Origin of the sequence: Leptolyngbya sp. FACHB-60 (assembly GCF_014695775.1) — a bacterium.
GTDB lineage: Bacteria > Cyanobacteriota > Cyanobacteriia > Phormidesmidales > Phormidesmidaceae > Nodosilinea.
The window spans coordinates 31,654-48,585 of sequence record NZ_JACJOX010000036.1 but is presented as its reverse complement, the minus strand read 5'-3'; the positions used below and the strand labels follow the sequence as shown (position 1 = coordinate 48,585).

Sequence of the window (16,932 nt, the reverse complement as noted above, 5' to 3'; positions counted from 1 at the left end):
GTTATCGGGTGGTGGCAGGGTTGGGGGTGAGGTTGCCCACCTCTGCGCCATCGTACTCAATGCGATCGATCTTTAACTCCCGCCCCGAGCGAATGTCATCCATCGGCGCTTGGCAGGTGGGGCAAGCGTATTGTCGCCCAATTTCGGGTCGATACTCCTGTTGGCAGGGGTGGCAAAAGGCCACCAGGGGTACGTCTTGAATCACCAGGTCAGCATTTTCAAGAAACGTCTGGCGGGTTTGCACTTCAAAGGCAAACTGCAACCCTGCCGGTTCCACACAGGTAAACTGCCCCACCATTAGATGAATTTTGGTGATGTTGGGGCGATCGGGCTGCGATTCCCACCAGTCGCGCACGGTGAGAATCAGAGCCTTGGTCATGTCGGTTTCGTGCATGGCGGGGAACAGGGAAGGATGAGGAGAGGGAATGAGGGGGTGTTGAGTTCTAAGTTCTTAGTTTTGAGTGTTGAGTTCTACCGACAGAGCTTTAACTCAAAATTCAAAACTTAAAACTCAAAACTTTCCTACTGCCACGGCTCGTCCACACTCATATTCGCTTCTTCATGGATGTAGCTGGGCTTTTCACGGCGGGGCAGCTGACCCGACTTCACCAGGTGGGCCATGGTGTCGCAAATTACGCGGGTTGCCATTAGTGCCGTCATGTCGCTGACATCGTAGGGAGGCGAGACTTCGACCACTTCGATGCCGCAAACGGTGGTTTCTTGCACGATGCGCTTGAGCAGGTAGAGGGCTTCGCGGGGCAGCAGACCGCCGGGTTCGGGCCAGCCGGTGCCGGGCACAAAGCCCGCGTCAATGCAGTCGATGTCGAAGCTAATCCAGACGCAGTCGGTGCCGTCGGTGGCGCGGGCGATCGCAAAGTCGGCGGCGGCATCGAGGCCCATCTCAGTGATGTCAGTAACGGTGAGAATGTTGGTGGCCCGCTCGCGGCACACCTTCACCCCCTGGCGGGGTACCTGCCAACCGCCGATGCCCATCTGCACCAGGTTTTTGGCCGGGGCATTGGCCATATTGGTGGCGTGGAACCAGGGGCAGGTGTGCATGCGCTCATCCAGGTCAGTCTCCTGGGTGTCAACGTGGCGATCGAAGTGGATGATCCCTACTTTTTTGTCGCCCAGGTGGCGGCAGATGCCCCGCACCGTGGGGAAGCCAATGGAGTGGTCGCCCCCCAGCAAAATCGGGAACGCGCCCGAGGCAAACACGTGGGCCACACCTTTGGAAATCTGGTCGAAGGATTTTTCGTTGTTAGCGGGGATGGTGAACACGTCGCCCACGTCGCAGAGGGTAATGCTCTCGCGCAGATCAATCCCCATTTCAAAGTTATAGGGGGTGTAGAGGGCGGAGATGCGGCGAATCCCCTGGGGGCCAAAGCGGGTGCCGGGACGGTAGGTGGTACCGGAGTCGTGGGGAATGCCAACGATCGCCACATCGTACTCACCCACCTTGCGCACGTCTTCGACGTAGGGCGCTTTGAGAAAGGTGTTGATGCCCGCGTAGTGGGGCAGCTCACCGCGAGAGAAGGTAGGAATGGTGCGATCGCGAATACTCGCCGCTGCCTCTAGGCCGTACTCCAGCCCTTGAGAAACCTCCTGCTGCCAGCCGGTCAGAGGCAGGCGGGCTTCCATCTCCAAGGCGCGCTGGGCCTCGCTCGAAGCACCGTTGGGGCTTTGAAACACGGGATCGTTGGAGGGGTCGGTAGTCATCGAAAAGCCTCGCAGGGTTAATTGAGCACTAGACTAAACGCGATTCCCAGGCCAGGTATAGCAAAGCCCAGGAAAACCTAAGAAGTTGGATAATTCAACTTCTAGAATCCTCCCGGGCTTTTGTCCCGCCGTGTAGTTAGTGATGGCTCCTAGGGGCCATCACTAACTCGCCTCTCTCGGACCAGCCGTCTGACCGTAACAGCCAAACCGGAACCCTAGAGGCTTTAATTTTTTCATGCAGATACTCTAAGCCCAGAGCCAGCTGTGGTCAAGGCTGGGACGTCACAGCGTCCTGGGTTGAGTCTGAGGGCACAACCGAGCCGCTGCGAGGGCGAAACAGGTGGGTGTGGTCAGGGTTGTAGAGCCGCGATCGCACCTTCTGCCCTCGCAGCGCTGGGCTAATCACGTACAGCGTGGTGCGAATCAGGTCTTTTTCGCGGGTGGTCTTGGCCATCTCCGACAGGGGCACGACTAAGAGCTGTTCATCGGGCCAGCCAATGCGAAAGCAGATCGCCACAGGAGTGTCTGGCTCGTAGTGTTTCAATAGCTGCGCTTGGGATTCTTCTACATGGCGAGCGCTCAGGTACAAACACAAGCTGGTTTTGTGGGCTGCCAGGGAGGCTAAGTCCTCGGACTCGGGCACCTGGGTGCGCCCGCTAATGCGCGTAAGAATGATCGACTGCACCAGCCCTGGAATGGTCAGCTCGGCGTTGAGCTTGGCCGCCGCCGCTTGGTAGGCACTAATGCCCGGCACCACCTCAAAGGGCACCTCCGCCTCCGCCAATGCCTGAATTTGCTCGTGAATGGCGCTGTACAAGCTCGGATCGCCCGATTGCAGCCGAATTACCGATTTTCCGGCCCGTACCCGCTCAATCATCAGCGGCAAAATGCTTTCCAATGTCAGGGTGGCGGTGCCAATGCGCTCGGCATCAGGGCGGGTCCACTCTAAGATTTGCTGAGGCACCAGGGAGTTGGCGTAGAGAATCACATCCGCCTGGCTGAGCAGCCGCTGGGCCTTGACAGTCAGTAGCTCTGGGTCGCCCGGCCCCGCCCCCACGATATACACTCCCGGCGCTAGGGCCGCACTCGCAGCATGTGCATCGGCGGGGAAATCTTGGATTCTAGAGGAGGTCACAGGGCTAGCCATAGAGCAAAGGTCAACAATTCACAGAGTCCCTGGATCATAGCCACTTTGTTTCAAGTATCCGTGAACCTCAGGTATTTCCCCGGAATTTAGCGGTGGTGCTAGGAGATTGGAGCGGTAGATGCACCCTGATTCAGACCCTTGAGGATAGCTAACTCAAGGGTCTTTTTTTTGCAAGGCTGATCCTGGTCTATGAAGTCGGCTGCCAGAGCGCTTGGGCAGCTGTGCATCACCGCCCAGCTGCGCCCTAAATGACCCACTTTAGCCGTTCATAGAAATAGTGCTGGTTTGCGCTAATCTGTGACAAATGCATCGAACACAACACTAGATAGCTGGGTTCAGCAGTACGCACCTATGGCTGAAGCAGGACAGGAAGAACGATTGCTCGGGGGCCATTACCGGGTGCTGCGGCAGCTCAGCCGGGGCAGCTTTGGCGATACTTACCTGGCCGAAGACACCCACCGATTTCAAGAACTTTGCGTTCTCAAAGAATTCAATCCCCAGGTGCCGGGCAAGCTGGCTTTGGATAAAGCCCAAACCCTGTTTGAGCGCGAGGCCAGCATTCTCTACCAGATCAACCATCCCCAGGTGCCTCGGTTTCGTGAGCTGCTGCGGGATCAGGGACGGCTGTTTTTGGTGCAAGACTACGTCGAAGGCCCCACCTACCGAGAGTTGCTCGATCGCCGCCGTGCCGTCGACGAGAGGTTTAGCGAAGCGGAGGGGGTGCAGTTTTTGATGCAAACGCTGCCGCTGCTGCAATATCTGCACAGCATAGGTATCGTGCATCGCAATATTTCGCCCGACAACTTAATTCAGCGCAACGCCGACGGTCGGCCGGTGCTGATCGACTTTGGCGGTGTGAAGCAGCTGGTGGTGAACGTGCGCCATCAGCTGGGGGTAGCCCAGCCCTACCAGGCCGCCGATGGCACGATCACTCGCCTGGGCACCGTGGGCTATGCCCCCGAAGAACAGCTGGAATCGGGCCAGGTGAGCCCGGTCACCGACCTCTACGCTCTAGGCATGACGACCCTGGTGCTGTTGACGGGCAAAGACCCCGACGAACTTTACGACGACCGCCGCGATCGCTGGGTTTGGCCCCAGCAAGTTGAGCTATCGGCCACTCTGAGCCAGGTGCTGACCCAGCTAGTGGCGCACGATCCGAGCGATCGCTACCAGTCTGCCGGACAGGCGATGGCTGCCCTTAACCTGGCTCACCCCGACGCGTTCTCAGCGGCTTGGTCGCAGCCCATGCCCATTCGTATGCAGCCTACGGTGCCGCCGCCCCGGCCCGAACCGCCGCCAGCACCCACGGTGGCGATCGCCCCGGCAGCTCCTTACGCGCCACCCATGGCCCACGACCCCACGGCCACAGTGGCCCCACCGCCCCGCGCAGTGCCGGTGCAAAAAACATCGTCGGGGTGGTGGCCCGCCCTGGCCGGATTGCTGGTCATAGTGGGAGTCGCTGGCGGGCTGTGGTGGTGGCTCGACCCCCTGAGCCAATTTGGGGGAGATGGCTCTGAAGTTGTTTCACCCGGCGGCAGTGATGCCAGCAACCCCAACCTCAGCGAGGCCGAGCGCGATCGCAAACAAGCGCTGCGCGATCGTGCCGTCGCCCTCAGCGTTGACTGGTCCTACGTCACCAGCCTGACTGACCAGCTGTTTTATGAGCAAAACCCCGATCGCCAGGGCACCCAGCTCACCGATCAGCCCCAAGATGAGCCCCTGCGGATTGCATGGGATGCGATCGCCGCCAACAATCTAGACCTGATTGAAGCCAACCTCAGCACCGACGCCCGCAGCAAGCTAGGCCGCTATAACCCCACCGACAGCGATCGCTGGAAGCGCCAAGTTAACGCCCTCTATGTCAGCAGCAACGCTCTTTACGATCTAGCTGACGCCCGTTTTAGCCAGCTGTTTTCGGGGCGGCCCAGAGAGGGCTTTGTTGAGACTCCCGTCGACCAAATCTGGTTTGCCCTGGCCCAAGACCAAGTCAATGCCATGGAAAGTGGCGAAAACCTGACCGAGGTTACCTTTGAGCAAGGCACCTTCAACCAGCAGCAGGAGGGCAACCTCAGCCCTGGCCACGGCCAGATCTACATTGTCAATCTCACCGCTCAGCAGTTGCTTCGACTAAACCTGCAAGCGCCCCCCGAGAGCACTCGCCTTTCGCTCTACGTGCCGGTGCCCACCGACGAACTGCCCTACATTTTGGCCGATGCTGAGCAAAACACCTGGGCTGGGGAGCTGCCCCAGTCAGGTTACTACGAGATTGTGGTGGTGTCCCAAGCCGAAAACGTCATTCCCTACCGCCTCACTGTGGCGGTCGATAACGTCATCAACGACATTATTAACCAGCCAGATCCGCCTGAAAAAAACAATTGACGCTAGCGTTGCTTGCTTTCTCTACCGTTTCCAATTGTTAACTTTTACAACTCTTGGGGACGACTTAGGGCGATATTTGTTTGAGTCAACGCACTTTTCCCACGGTTATGAACCACACTCTGCTCACCTCCATTCAGCAGGCTGACGGTCGGTATTTGAGCGATTTAGAACTACGGCCCCTAGCCCAGTTTGTGGCATCTTTCGAGACGCGCTTTAAGCCTTTACCCGCGTGAAAGAAGACGGTGAAACCCTGGTGTTCAGCGCTATGCGCCAGCTCATGGTGGGCTCCTACCGCGAGGTGATGCAAGCGCATGGGGCCAAGTGCCAGCGCGACATGCTCTACACCCTAGAGTGCATTGCCAAAGCCGTGCTGCTCGATGACCCCGACGGCTTTATGGAAGAGTATGTGGTGTGGATGCAGAATATTACCCGCGCCCTGCACAAACAAGACTCTGCGATCGCCGCCTACCGCAGCCTGCAAGTTGAAGTTCGGGCTGTCTTACCTGAGGCCTCGGCTCAGCTCATTAACAGCTATCTAGGCAAGCTAATCCAAGCTCTGGGCGTCGGCCTATAGACCAGCTGCAATAGCACCATAACTTCATCTCCAAGGTTGATACTCGCCCGAGTTGGCTGGGAAGACTATAGGGTACTGGTGCTTTCATGGTTTGGCGCTGATGAGTCTACGCAATAACGCCTACGCCACAGTTGCTTCGAGGGCAAATATCTTGACTCATTCCGCTGCGCCTAAACCTTACCTGATTAGGCTTTCGACCTTTCAGCAGCAGCCGCTACTGGGCGACTATAGGCAGAGCCAGCTGTGCCTCAACGACTGCGGCCTGATCGTGGCCGACGAGTGGGTCCGATCTGCCGCCAACCGCAAAGGCATCGACCTCGATGTCTGGACGATTACCCCCACTAGCTTGCAAAGCATTGTCTTTTTGCAGGTGCCAGCTACGGTCAGTGCCGGGCTAACTGGCATCCACGAAGGCCAAAAGCCCTGGCTGCTGTCATCATTTATTGCCAGCTTTAAAGCGGTAGCGGCTAAGCGCATTAACCTGCGGCTGAACCAACTGGGTCACTCGGTGTGGCAGCGTAACTATAACGAGCACCTAATTGGTGACGACGACCACCTTGCCGAGCTGCGCTATAAGCTGCAAAGCCAGAACCAACAGCCCACTGTATAGCATCACCCCACAAGGTTGTGCAGAATGCTCTGACAGATCGGGCGATGGCTGTAACGCTTGGGGGCGATCGCCCTTACTAACTGAAGGATCAAAACGGCTTTGAACTTGGCTCTAGCCCGCTAGTTTGGCCTTAACCAAAGCCTGCACCTTGCCGCCATCGGCACGCCCTTTAAGCTGCTGCATGGCCGGCCCCATCACTTTACCCATATCTTTGGGCGACGAGGCCCCGGTTTGGGCGATCAGATCGTCAATGACGGCTTCGACCTCGGCATCGCTGAGCTGCTGGGGCAGATATTCTTCAATAATGGCTAGCTCTTGAGCTTCCTGGGCGGCAAGCTCGTCGCGCCCAGCGTTTTGGTACTGCTCGATTGAGTCTTTGCGCTGTTTGGCCAGCTGGGTCAGTACCTCTAGCTCTTGATCGGCGGTGAGCTCATCTTGTCCGCTGGGGCGCACCAGAGACTCTTTTTCGAGAATCACTTTTTTAATGCTGCGAACCGTCTCTAGGCGCACCTTATCTTTGGCCTTCATGGCGGTTTTAATGTCGTCGCTGATGCGGTCTTTCAGACTCATGGGGGAGATTCCTTACGCCTATCTCGACGGCGCGTTGTAGGCTATCCCTTCACTTTAAACCGTTGGCGATCAGGAGATGGGGAAGGTGAGGAAGATAAGGGGAGAGAGCAAGGTAAAAGGCAGATATCTAAGCACTCCCTATCTCCTTCATCCCCCTATCTCTTCATCTTTCCGACTCTCCAACTGCTGCTCTAAAAAGTTCACCAAATCAGCGCAGGTCAACAGCTGAGTTTCGTCGAAGTGTTCGCTGATATCGAGGCCAAAAGTTTCGTAGAAGTCTTCGCAGAGGGTGAGGCTCCAGTCAAACCAGCACACCGCTGGAAACGACAGGTCTTCGACCAAACGATCGCTGGGCTTTACGCAACCGATCTCGAGGCCGGAGTAGGCGGTGAGCTGTTGGAAGGTAAAGTCAATCAGCGGTTTGGGCAGAGGCCGACGCACCGCTGGCGGAGTCCAATGGTAGCGGTACCACTCGTCGCAGGTGAGGCAGCGGCGCGATCGCAGCCACTGGTTCACCCGTTGGCGGGCGACCATGTCGGGGCTGAGGGCCATATAGGTGGTAAGGCTATTGACAAAGTTTTTCAACGGTTGCCACATCGGTTGCTTGAACGTCGAGCCCTAAAATTGCTTTTGGGGCTTGGCCTCTGGGGCTTGCATAGAGTGTGCCCAGGGTAACGCTCTAAGTCATGGTTTAAGCATGAACTTAGCTCAACCTACGCTCAATCCGCACAGCTCAGCCAAGGTAGCGGTAAAGCTTGGATAAGAAACCGCTGCTGCTTCGGCCCGCTGCACCTGCATCGAGCCTTTGGCTCGCAGGGCGGCGATCGCCAGGCTCATGGCGACTCTATGATCAGTGTAACTATCGACGATGGCCCCTGTGAGGGGGGTGCCGCCATAAATGGTAAGTCCGTCGGGATGTTCTTCAACGCGGGCACCTAGCTGGGCGAGCTGACTGGCCATAACGGCAATGCGATCGCACTCCTTCACCCGCAACTCTTCGGCGTCGGTGATTACCGTATTGCCCTCGGCAAACAGCGCCGCCACCGCCAAAATCGGTACCTCGTCGATCATGCGGGGAATCAGGTCACCGCTCAGGGTAGTGGCCTTGAGGCGGCTGTAGCGTACTCGCAGATCGGCCACGGGTTCTCCGGTGACCTCACGCGGATTTTCTAAGGTAATGTCGGCTTCCATGGCTTCTAGGGCGTCGAGAATGCCGGTGCGAGTTGGGTTGATGCCTACATTCTCAACGACTAGATCGGAGCCGGGGGTAATGGCTCCGGCTACCAGCCAAAAGGCGGCCGAGCTGATGTCGCCAGGTACCACCACGGTTTGCCCGGTGAGGGTGGCTGGTCCGCGCACGGTGACGCTACAGGTGTCGGAATCCACCGAAATGTCGGCCCCAAAGGCTCGCAGCATGCGCTCGCTGTGGTCGCGCGACAGGCTGGGCTCGGTGACGGTGGTAGCGCCCTCGGTCAGCAGCCCGGCCAAGAGGATGCAGGACTTGATCTGGGCTGAAGCCACGGGGGAGTGGTAGTGGATGGGTTTGAGGGATTTACCCCGCACCGCTAGGGGCGCTAGGCGGTTGTTTTGCCGGCCCCAAATCTCTGCGCCCATCTGGCTGAGAGGCTTAATCACCCGATCCATGGGGCGCGATCGCAGCGAACCATCCCCCGTCACTGCAAAGTAGCGATCGGGGTGGGACGCCAGCAGCCCCAGCATCAGCCGTAGGGTGGTGCCTGAATTTCCGGCGTTGAGCACGTCCGCTGGTTCTTGCAAATTGCCTAAGCCCACCCCCTGCATCGTTACCCATTCGTCCTCAAGCGAGGACATGGTAACGCCCATAGCCTGAAAGCAGGCGGCGGTGCTGCGCGGGTCTTCCCCCAGCAGCAGGCCCTGAATGCGAGTTTCACCCTGGGCGATCGCCCCCAGCATCAGCGATCGGTGAGAAATTGACTTATCCCCCGGCACCCGTACCCGACCTCGCAGCGCCACCCCATCGCCGGGGAACTCAAGCGTAAGGGTTTGATGCGGGGCAGCGTCAGTCAGCTCAATGCGGGCGGTCATGGCAGCGAAGTGAAAAGCCGTTGCTGATCGTACCTCATTGCAGTCCGGTCTACGAAGCCACCATTGAGGTTTTGGGGCGGGCAAAAATCATGCGTCCAGCGGAGGTTTGTAGTGACCCTGTCACCACCACCTCTAGCTCTTCGCCGATATAGTCGCGGCCCTCTTCGACCACCACCATAGTGCCGTCGTTGAGATAGCCCACGCCCTGGGATGGCTCTTTGCCTTCTTTGAGAATCTTCAGGTCGATGTCGTCACCGGGCAGGTAGGCGGGGCGAATGGCCTGGGCTAAGTCGTTGACGTTGAGGACTTCGACATCCTGAAAGCTGGCGACTTTGTTGAGGTTGTAGTCGTTGGTGAGCAGCATGGCGTTGAGTTCTTGGGCCAGCTTCACCAGCTTGGCATCCACTGTGGGGATGTCGTCGTAGTCAACAGAGTTGATCAGCAGACGGTTGGGGTAAGACTCGCGAATGCGGTTGAGCACATCAAGGCCGCGTCGGCCGCGATCGCGCTTTTGGTCATTGCTGGCATCAGCCACGTTCTGCAACTCTTGCAACACAAATTGGGGCACTAGCAGCTGCCCCTCCAAAAAACCCGTATCCATTAGCCCTTCGATGCGGCCATCAATAATGCAGCTGGTGTCGAGCACCTTGGTTTTGCTGGGCTTGAGGGTGCCCTCGGCCATCAGAGTCGATTCCAGCGTGCCGGGGCTAATCAGGCGCAGCAGCGATCGCCCGTGGGTATCGGCCAAGTTCATGCCCGACACGGCAAACAGCACGCTGCCCAGCACCGCCGTCATCGGCTTAATAAAGCCAAACTCCGAGGGGATCGGCAGCAAAAACAGCGGGGCCAGCATCAGGTTGGCGATCAGCAAGCCTAGCACCAGACCCACGGCGCGGGTGAGAATGCGATCGGGCGGCAGTTCTTTGACCTGGCGCTCCAGGCGGCGGTAGCTAGTCTGCATTACCAGGCCCAAACCGGTGCCAATCAGCCCACCGAACACGGCGGTCACTGCACCCAGCGCCTCAATATTGGTAACCTGCTGCAAAATCGGCTGGGGCAGCAGATCAATGCTGTAGAACCCAATGCCCGCCCCGGCCAGGATAAATGAAAATATAATCAGTGCGTCTAGCATGGTGATCTGCGGTTCTGGCCTTGATTTTGCAGCGGGTAGAGGCTAAGTGCCTGTTCCTCTCAGTGTACTCCCCTGCATCAAAAGCAACCGGCGAAACGCGCCAGATTAAGCGCTCAGGGGAGCCGAGTTGGCAAAAGTATACCGCTAATGCCCATCTTCCTAGCCACCCCACTGGCTCTGCAATAATGGGGGGGTTACTGCACTTGCGTTCTCTATGGCTTTGCCCTTTTTGCGATCGGCGGTGGTTCAACTGACGGCCTACACCCCTCATGTTGAGTCAGCAGACGACCCGTCCCCAGCTAATTTCGACATTCTTGATACCAACGAGTGCCCCTACGACCTGCCCGAGGCGCTCAAAGAAAAGCTGGCCTGGCACCTGCACCACGATGTCGCTGCCAACCGCTACCCCGACGGTGGGCATGGAGCGTTGAAGAGCGCGATCGCCCAATACGTTACCGAATCCGCCAGCGGAATCGCCGTTAACGCCGACCATATCTCCGTCGGCAATGGCTCTGACGAACTGATTCGCTCGCTGCTGATCGCCACCTGCGTTGGCGGTGAAGGCTCGGTACTGGTGGCCAATCCCACCTTTTCAATGTATGGCATTCTCGCTCGCACTCTGGGCATTCCGGTAGTGGCGATAGGCCGCAGCGAAGCCACCTTTGAGATCGATCTGGCCGCAGCGCAGCAAGCAATTGACCAACCCCAGGCAGCCCCCGTGCGAGTGGTGTTTGTGGTGCACCCCAACTCCCCCACGGCCAATGCCCTCACCACCACCGAATTGGACTGGCTCAAATCTCTGCCTCCCGAGATTCTGGTCGTGGTGGACGAGGCCTATTTTGAATTCAGCCAGCAGACTACCGTGGCGGAGGTGCTGACTCGACCCAACTGGGTGGTGATGAGAACGTTTTCAAAAGCCTTTCGCCTGGCGGCTTACCGGGTGGGTTATACCGTGGCGAATGCAGAGTTGACTCAAGCGCTCGAAAAAGTGCGACTGCCCTACAACCTGCCCAGCCTTACTCAGGCGGCGGCTCAGCTGGCCCTGACCCACCGGCAGGAGCTGTTGGCGGTGGTGCCCGAGATTCAGCAGCAGCGGAGGGAATTGGCGGCGGCGATCGCTCAGCACACCCCCCTACGCCTCTGGCCCAGCGATGCCAACTTTCTCTATGGGCGACTGCCAGTGCCCACTGGTCAATCTCTAGACGCAGAGCTAGAGCGCTGGTTTAACCGGCTGCGCAGGCAGGGCACGCTGGTGCGCCACACAGGCGGCGGCCTGAGAATCACCATTGGCACTCCGGAGGAGAATCAGCGAACCTTAGCCCACATGCAGCAGCTGTAGTGTTCTCCGCCAAAATCCTGTCTGTCATGCTCAATAGGGTTAGGCAAATGCCATTTGCCCCTACACCAGGGCGCGGGCACGGCGAACGGTATAGGGAAGCACGCCCACTAGCAGGGCAAAGGCTTCGTCGGGCACCTTATCAACAATGCTTTGGTCAAAGTAGCTCTTAAACTGTTCGAGGATGAGCTGGGCGCGATCGAGGGGCACCGGCTTATCGGTAAAGTTTTGGGTGAGCCGCACCCACTGCAAGCGAATTTTGAGGGCTTTTTGCTGGGCCTCAGCCGACTCGGGAGAAATCAGCGATAGGCTGCCCAGGGGAATCACGGCTCGGCAGTCGGCATCTAGGCCACCGCCCACAGCGGCACCAGGGCCAGCGAACTCGGTGTAAAACTCTTTGTGAATAATTAAGCCGTTGCGACGGCGGCTGTTGACGACCCACAGTTCGCCGCCGCGAATTCTAGCCAGAATGTCATCTTCTTCTGACAGCAAGCCAGACTCAAAAAATGGGGTTGAAAGGCTGCTCACTGAGCTGACGGCGTAGGGACGCGTAGGCGGAGATGCCGCAGAGAACCCAGGGGAGTGCAGAGAACTCCCGTATCCTGGCCCTGAAATATCCTGCTCAAAATTGGAGATCATCCCCGTCACATAGTAGCGACAACAGCTCGATTAGCTACAGTCTGGGTTACTTTGGGTTCCCTGGTTAACTAGATTCCCAGGCCTTCATTCTAGGGTAAACGCCTACTCGCCCCTCCATGAAGTGTTTAGCTGCGCTGAAGTAGGGATAAATTTCTCTGCTTGTAGCTTGATGTTTCTGTAAAGTTGTCCGGCTGGGCTAGGGCTTGGTTAAATGAGTCGGCGGCTGTAGGGTTTTGCGCATTAGCAGCCGACGGGCCTGTAGCCCTAGCCACGAGGCTGGTGAGTCTTCGGTCTGCACCACTGAAAATCCTGCCTTGCGGTAAAGCGCTCGGGCCGCCAGGTTGTCTTCCATGACGTGGAGGTGTAGTTCACAGATGCCCCACCGTTGCGCCACCTGTTCACACGATCGCAGCAGGGTGAGGGCAATGCCCTGCCGCCTGAAGGTTTGATCTACAGCCAGATTTGAAATGTAGACGTGGCGATCGCCCTGCCAGGGCCACGGCTGGCGTAAAGAGGCTTCGACAGTACCAGCAATGGCCTCGCCATTCGTTGGCGTGGAATCGGCGGTGGGTATGGCAATGGCGGTCAGGCAAGCATAACGAGGCGACTGGGCCTTAAGCCGCTGCTTTAAATCTTCGTAAATGCCGAGCCGAATGAAGGGATAGACCCACTGCCGCCAACCGTCGCGATCGTAAAAGCTAGCAGTGAGCACATCGGTAAGCCGGTCGAGATCGCGCAGACTGGCTGGGCGAACGTGCGGCTGGGGTGCGGCTGGGGCCTGAGGGGGAGAATTTGGGTCGGCCTGTACCATGAGCCTCTGCGGCAAACACAACTATTGCCAGCGCTGCCCTTCGCGGAGCGAGTGCCCAGCACTCAGCCGGACGTTTGGCCATCGCCTTAGCAGTCAATATACCCTTCTCCCCCTGCCCAGAGGGTACGATCTAGAGAATCCTTTTTTACAGCTCGATAACGCTGACACTGTCTTTGGGTCTGCCCTGGCGGGGGCATCGCTAGCTATGGCCAACTCTCCGTTTTTGACTACCTTTGCCCGCCACCGCGACCCCAAACCGCTGTGGCCCGTGGCCGCTGTGGCCTCGGTGCTGGCCCACGGCCTCGCTTTGGGCATGGTACGCACTCTGGCTATCCAAACTCCTGTGCTACCCGAGGGCGAGATGGCTCCGTTACCGATTCAGCTGGTGGAGTTATCTGCTGATCAGACTGCCTCCGGACAGTCTGCGGACACAGGTGACTCATCCTTAGCCGACGTCGCGATCGCAGCAGCGGATCCATTGGCGGCTGCCGCAACACCCCTAGTAACGCAGACCGCTCCGGCAGAGGCTCCGTCGGTTGCCCCAGCCCCTCAGCCGGTAGAACCACCTGTCTCCTCACCGCCGCCAGCAGCCCCCCCAGCGGATAGCCCGCCGGTGGCTCCGGCCCCGCGGCCTACCCCGGCGCCAGTGACGCCACAGCCGCCGGAGGCTCCAGTTTCCCCTCGTCCAGAGCCACCGATTTCGCCCGCGCCAGAGGTCAGCCGATCGCCGGTAGCAGAGGCCCAGCCTGGGGTAGATAGTCCGTCTCCTGTTGCGCCGCCACCCTCACCACCCCCAGGGAATGCCGCACCGGGTGGGGCTGAGGGGCAGGGCGGCCAAGTGGTGCCGGTGGGTCTTCGCCTTGACCCCAATGGTAGGGATATTCCTGAAACGGCTCCGCAGCTGTTGAACACCAGCGCCATTGCCATGCGGCCTTTGGCTTCAAGCTGTGGATTTGCCAATCTAGATGCGCTGCTGGCGGGGATCTCGGCGGCCTCGGTGCAAATGCAGATTCGGGTGGAGCCCAGCGGCGAGATTTCTAATGTGCGGCTGGTGCAGGGCACGGGCAGCAGCGCAGTGGATGATTTGGTGAGTTGCGTAGTGCAGCAGCGTCTGCGCCTGCAACCGGCCAGTTCGGCGGGTGTGCCTCAGCTGACGGATGCATTTATTTTGGATGCTCGGATTCAGTTTTTCTAGAAATGCCTGTAGTGAGCGCGGTTTTTGTATACCGGTAGTGGAGTTTTAGGAAAGAATTTTGGGACGACAGCGCAACAACCTTGCTTTTTACGATCAGCAGGCTGCCCACTGGTGGGATGAAACCGCCACCATTGCGCCGCTCAATCGCTTGAACCCGCTCAGGTTCAAATATTTTGATCGGGTCATACCCCACTGGAAAGGGCTGAGGGTGCTGGATGTAGGCTGTGGCGGGGGCTTTACCTGCGAGTTTTTGGCTCACCAGCAGGCACAGGTGTGGGGGCTAGACCAGTCGGCCCGCTGTATTGCGGCAGCCCAGGCCCATGCCGAAGCAGGGGGCTGGCCGATTACCTACCGCTGGGGCGTGGCAGAAGCGTTGCCCTTTGAGGCCGCTGCCTTTGATGTGGTGGTCTGTGTGGATGTGTTAGAGCACGTGACCGACCCCCTGAAGTCGGTGCAGGAAATCAGCCGGGTGCTGAGACCTGGCGGGTTGTTTTGCTTTGACACGATCAACCGCACGGCCCGATCGCGCTTAGTCATGATCTGGCTACTAGAGAACATCCTGCGCCAGATTCCGGTGGGTATTCACGACTGGGAGAAGTTCATCACCCCCGATGAGCTGCGCACCATGTTGGCCCAGGCGGGCTTTGGGGCGGTGAGGATGGATGGCTTCAATCTGTTTGGCAGCACGGTGAGGGAAGTGGTGGCGGCCTATCGGCTGTATCAGACGACGGGCAAGTTTGAGGCGCGCTTCGATGGGGATATGCGAGTGATGTATATCGGCACGGCGGTAAAGGGGGGTGCCGAGCAGGTGGGTGAGTGGGGTTAACGTTCGTGCGGATGGTGTAGGTGGGGAGTGGCGTTGAATTGTTTGATGCGCCACAGTTCGCTATTGAGACGGTTGGGGCCAGTTTGGGGCCAACGATCGCGATCAAGCCAAAATTCAAACAGGGCGGTGTTGGCCATGGGCAAACCCCAAGCGCGATCGCAGCACATCAGGCCAGCGATCACATGCTGCAAAATCCAGTGGTGGCCAATGACGAGAACGCGATCGCCGTTGCAATGACGATCGATCAGCCCATCCACTACCCGCAGGGCTCTAGCGTGGCCCTGCTCTAGGGTTTCGGCCTGGGGAATGGGCTGCCAGTCGAGGTTGGTTTCGAGCTGGTGGCAGAGGTCGGGGTGGCGATCGCGGGCTTCGGCCCAGGTCAGGCCAGTAAAAATTCCAGCGTCATATTCTTTGAGGTCGTCCAGCAGGGTCACAGCCTTGGGCGTGTTTGCGATCGCAGCGTGCGGAGCTGAATTTGGCCCGTTAACCTCTTGAAGGGCCTCTTCCCGTAATCCCTTGACTATTTCTGCCAGAGTGGCGGTAGAGCGTGCCAAGGGGCTGCAATAGAGGTGGGTAGGGTGCCAATTGGTAGTTGCCAAATGTTGGCCCAACCGTTGCGACTGCTCCACGCCTAGAGGGGTTAGCCCGGTAGAGCTGCATCCTTCCATGCGGCTCTCGGTGTTGCCCACCGACTGGCCGTGACGCACAAGCAGCAGTTTGAGAACGGCCATCGGCTAGATTCAACGGTAAAGCTATGCCCACCTAAGTCTAGGTCGTCTAAGGGTACCTTTGCCGCCTAGAGGTCGAGAGAAGAATCTTCTGCACTCTTCTACTATTTTCTCTGGGCGGCTTGCTGTCTTAGGGCAGGGTTCAATCAAGTGCGATCGCATCTGCTGCGGGCGCGATCGGCGGAAGATGCGATCTGTTCTTGGTAGTGGATCCCAAAGTCAAGCCTTGGATGTGGGTAGAGGAGATAGGGAAGCGGGAAAGTGTCTACTAATGCCGTCAGAATGCTGGTGGCATGCCAAAATCTAACAAAACTTCTGGCCTTGCGGTTTACCTATGATTTGTTCGGTTCGTTCCACATCACCGGTTGCCTGCCGCTGTAATCTTGATGCCGTCGATCGCCAGCGGTTGGGCCTGTTTCTCAGCGTGGTGCTGGGGTTTGCGGTGGTGGAATGGCTGGTGGGCAGCCAGAGCCACAGCTTAGCGCTTCAGTCAGATGCGGGGCACATGTTGACCGATGCAGGGGCGATCGCCCTGGCACTGTCGGCCAGCTGGCTCACTCGGCTGACGCTGGCTCGGCCTCGACCGGAGCAGCCGCGCCTGGAGGCGATCGCGGCTCTAGTCAATGGCCTGGGGCTGCTAGCCATGGCGGGGTTGATTTCTCTAGAGGCCTGGCAGCACCTGAGTGCGCCACCTGTGGCCCTGGTCAGCGGGCCAATGCTGGGAACCGCTCTGGTGGGTCTGGGCATTAACGGGTTTGGGGTTTGGCTGCTGCACGGCCAGGGCGATGAGTCGCTGAACCGGCGCGGGGCGTTTTTGCATGTGGTGGCCGATCTGGTGAGCTCGGTGGGGGTGATTGTGGGGGCGCTGTGTATGGCGCTGTTTCACTGGTTTTGGGTGGATGGGGCCTTGAGTCTGGCGATCGCCCTGCTAATTGGCAGCAGCGCCCTGCCGCTGATCTACCAGAGCTGGGGCCACCTGAGGGGCAACGCTACCCCAGACCTATCGTCTCTTGGGTTCTTAGAGGCTGGGCGCACCGACTTGAGCGCCCACATTTTTGGGGCATCCCCCCCTGGCGCACCGTCAGCAACTGCTTTGGGTAACAAACCTGGCGTATTAGCGACAAAACTGCGCCACAACGGCTTTTAGATTCTAATATTCATAGCTAGGTGGCCATTTCTGCATGGGCCAGCACTGCACTGTG

Annotated in this window: 18 protein-coding genes and 1 riboswitch; of the genes, 8 read left to right on the top strand and 10 right to left on the bottom strand. The window is 58.5% G+C overall.

Annotated features, from left to right (window positions below; all coding sequences use genetic code 11):
• Position 1: 1 nt before the first annotated feature.
• The 3 genes from hypA to cobM all read right to left on the bottom strand — a co-directional run bounded on the left by hypA (position 2) and on the right by cobM (position 2,866).
• The gene (hypA, locus tag H6F57_RS14280) at positions 2–394 is read right to left on the bottom strand and encodes a hydrogenase maturation nickel metallochaperone HypA (protein ID WP_190627137.1); all 393 of its coding nucleotides are present in this window, start codon (positions 392–394) and stop codon (positions 2–4) included.
• Positions 395–522: 128 nt separating this feature from the next.
• Positions 523–1,719 (bottom strand): agmatinase family protein, encoded by a 1,197-nt coding sequence (locus tag H6F57_RS14275; RefSeq protein WP_190627135.1) that lies wholly within the window; start codon positions 1,717–1,719, stop codon positions 523–525.
• Between the two features lie 107 nt (positions 1,720–1,826).
• Positions 1,827–1,949: riboswitch (guanidine-I (ykkC/yxkD leader) on the bottom strand.
• A gap of 38 nt (positions 1,950–1,987) precedes the next feature.
• Positions 1,988–2,866 (bottom strand): precorrin-4 C(11)-methyltransferase, encoded by an 879-nt coding sequence (gene cobM, locus H6F57_RS14270; RefSeq protein ID WP_199289710.1) that lies wholly within the window; start codon positions 2,864–2,866, stop codon positions 1,988–1,990.
• A 351-nt stretch (positions 2,867–3,217) separates the two neighbouring features.
• On the opposite strand from cobM, the gene H6F57_RS14265 reads away from it, so the two are divergent.
• From H6F57_RS14265 to H6F57_RS14255, 4 genes are all read left to right on the top strand, one after another.
• A complete protein-coding gene (locus tag H6F57_RS14265; protein ID WP_190627133.1) occupies positions 3,218–5,245 on the top strand; it encodes a serine/threonine-protein kinase in 2,028 nt (675 codons plus the stop codon).
• A gap of 107 nt (positions 5,246–5,352) precedes the next feature.
• Entirely contained in the window at positions 5,353–5,478 is a 126-nt protein-coding gene (locus H6F57_RS28025; RefSeq protein ID WP_277873679.1) for a hypothetical protein, read from the top strand.
• Positions 5,475–5,819, top strand: a complete 345-nt coding sequence (locus H6F57_RS27605) for a hypothetical protein (RefSeq protein WP_199289709.1) — start codon at positions 5,475–5,477, stop codon at positions 5,817–5,819. The genes H6F57_RS28025 and H6F57_RS27605 overlap by 4 nt, the downstream gene beginning before the upstream one ends.
• 100 nt (positions 5,820–5,919) lie before the next feature.
• Positions 5,920–6,429 carry a transposase gene (locus tag H6F57_RS14255; protein WP_190627130.1) on the top strand — a complete coding sequence of 170 codons (510 nt, stop codon included), beginning with the start codon at positions 5,920–5,922 and terminating at the stop codon, positions 6,427–6,429.
• Positions 6,430–6,540: 111 nt separating this feature from the next.
• On the opposite strand, the gene H6F57_RS14250 is transcribed toward H6F57_RS14255, so the two are convergent.
• The 4 genes from H6F57_RS14250 to H6F57_RS14235 form a co-directional block, all read right to left on the bottom strand.
• Complete coding sequence (locus H6F57_RS14250) at positions 6,541–6,999, bottom strand: GatB/YqeY domain-containing protein (RefSeq protein ID WP_190627127.1); 459 nt, start codon at positions 6,997–6,999, stop codon at positions 6,541–6,543.
• A gap of 147 nt (positions 7,000–7,146) precedes the next feature.
• On the bottom strand, positions 7,147–7,596 hold the full coding sequence (locus H6F57_RS14245) for a hypothetical protein (protein WP_190627125.1): 450 nt from the start codon (positions 7,594–7,596) through the stop codon (positions 7,147–7,149).
• A 111-nt stretch (positions 7,597–7,707) separates the two neighbouring features.
• The gene (gene aroA / locus H6F57_RS14240; protein WP_190627123.1) at positions 7,708–9,063 is read right to left on the bottom strand and encodes a 3-phosphoshikimate 1-carboxyvinyltransferase; all 1,356 of its coding nucleotides are present in this window, start codon (positions 9,061–9,063) and stop codon (positions 7,708–7,710) included.
• Between the two features lie 49 nt (positions 9,064–9,112).
• Positions 9,113–10,195 carry a PIN/TRAM domain-containing protein gene (locus tag H6F57_RS14235; RefSeq protein WP_190627121.1) on the bottom strand — a complete coding sequence of 361 codons (1,083 nt, stop codon included), beginning with the start codon at positions 10,193–10,195 and terminating at the stop codon, positions 9,113–9,115.
• Between the two features lie 214 nt (positions 10,196–10,409).
• Between H6F57_RS14235 and H6F57_RS14230 the strand changes: the two genes are divergently transcribed.
• Positions 10,410–11,534, top strand: a complete 1,125-nt coding sequence (locus H6F57_RS14230; protein ID WP_190627119.1) for a histidinol-phosphate transaminase — start codon at positions 10,410–10,412, stop codon at positions 11,532–11,534.
• 60 nt (positions 11,535–11,594) lie between these two features.
• Here the strand turns inward: H6F57_RS14230 and H6F57_RS14225 are convergent, their stop codons facing one another.
• Positions 11,595–12,059 (bottom strand): hypothetical protein, encoded by a 465-nt coding sequence (locus H6F57_RS14225; protein ID WP_313933593.1) that lies wholly within the window; start codon positions 12,057–12,059, stop codon positions 11,595–11,597.
• 307 nt (positions 12,060–12,366) lie between these two features.
• A complete protein-coding gene (locus tag H6F57_RS14220) occupies positions 12,367–12,981 on the bottom strand; it encodes a GNAT family N-acetyltransferase (protein ID WP_190627117.1) in 615 nt (204 codons plus the stop codon).
• A gap of 205 nt (positions 12,982–13,186) precedes the next feature.
• On the opposite strand from H6F57_RS14220, the gene H6F57_RS14215 reads away from it, so the two are divergent.
• On the top strand, positions 13,187–14,176 hold the full coding sequence (locus H6F57_RS14215) for a TonB C-terminal domain-containing protein (protein ID WP_190627115.1): 990 nt from the start codon (positions 13,187–13,189) through the stop codon (positions 14,174–14,176).
• Between the two features lie 58 nt (positions 14,177–14,234).
• Complete coding sequence (gene ubiG / locus H6F57_RS14210; RefSeq protein WP_190627113.1) at positions 14,235–15,002, top strand: bifunctional 2-polyprenyl-6-hydroxyphenol methylase/3-demethylubiquinol 3-O-methyltransferase UbiG; 768 nt, start codon at positions 14,235–14,237, stop codon at positions 15,000–15,002.
• On the opposite strand, the gene H6F57_RS14205 is transcribed toward ubiG, so the two are convergent.
• Positions 14,999–15,733, bottom strand: coding sequence for a histidine phosphatase family protein (locus H6F57_RS14205; RefSeq protein WP_190627111.1), 735 nt, complete (start codon positions 15,731–15,733; stop codon positions 14,999–15,001). The two genes, ubiG and H6F57_RS14205, sit on opposite strands and share 4 nt — an antisense overlap.
• A gap of 331 nt (positions 15,734–16,064) precedes the next feature.
• On the opposite strand from H6F57_RS14205, the gene H6F57_RS14200 reads away from it, so the two are divergent.
• Complete coding sequence (locus H6F57_RS14200) at positions 16,065–16,877, top strand: cation diffusion facilitator family transporter (protein ID WP_190627109.1); 813 nt, start codon at positions 16,065–16,067, stop codon at positions 16,875–16,877.
• Positions 16,878–16,932: the final 55 nt, after the last annotated feature.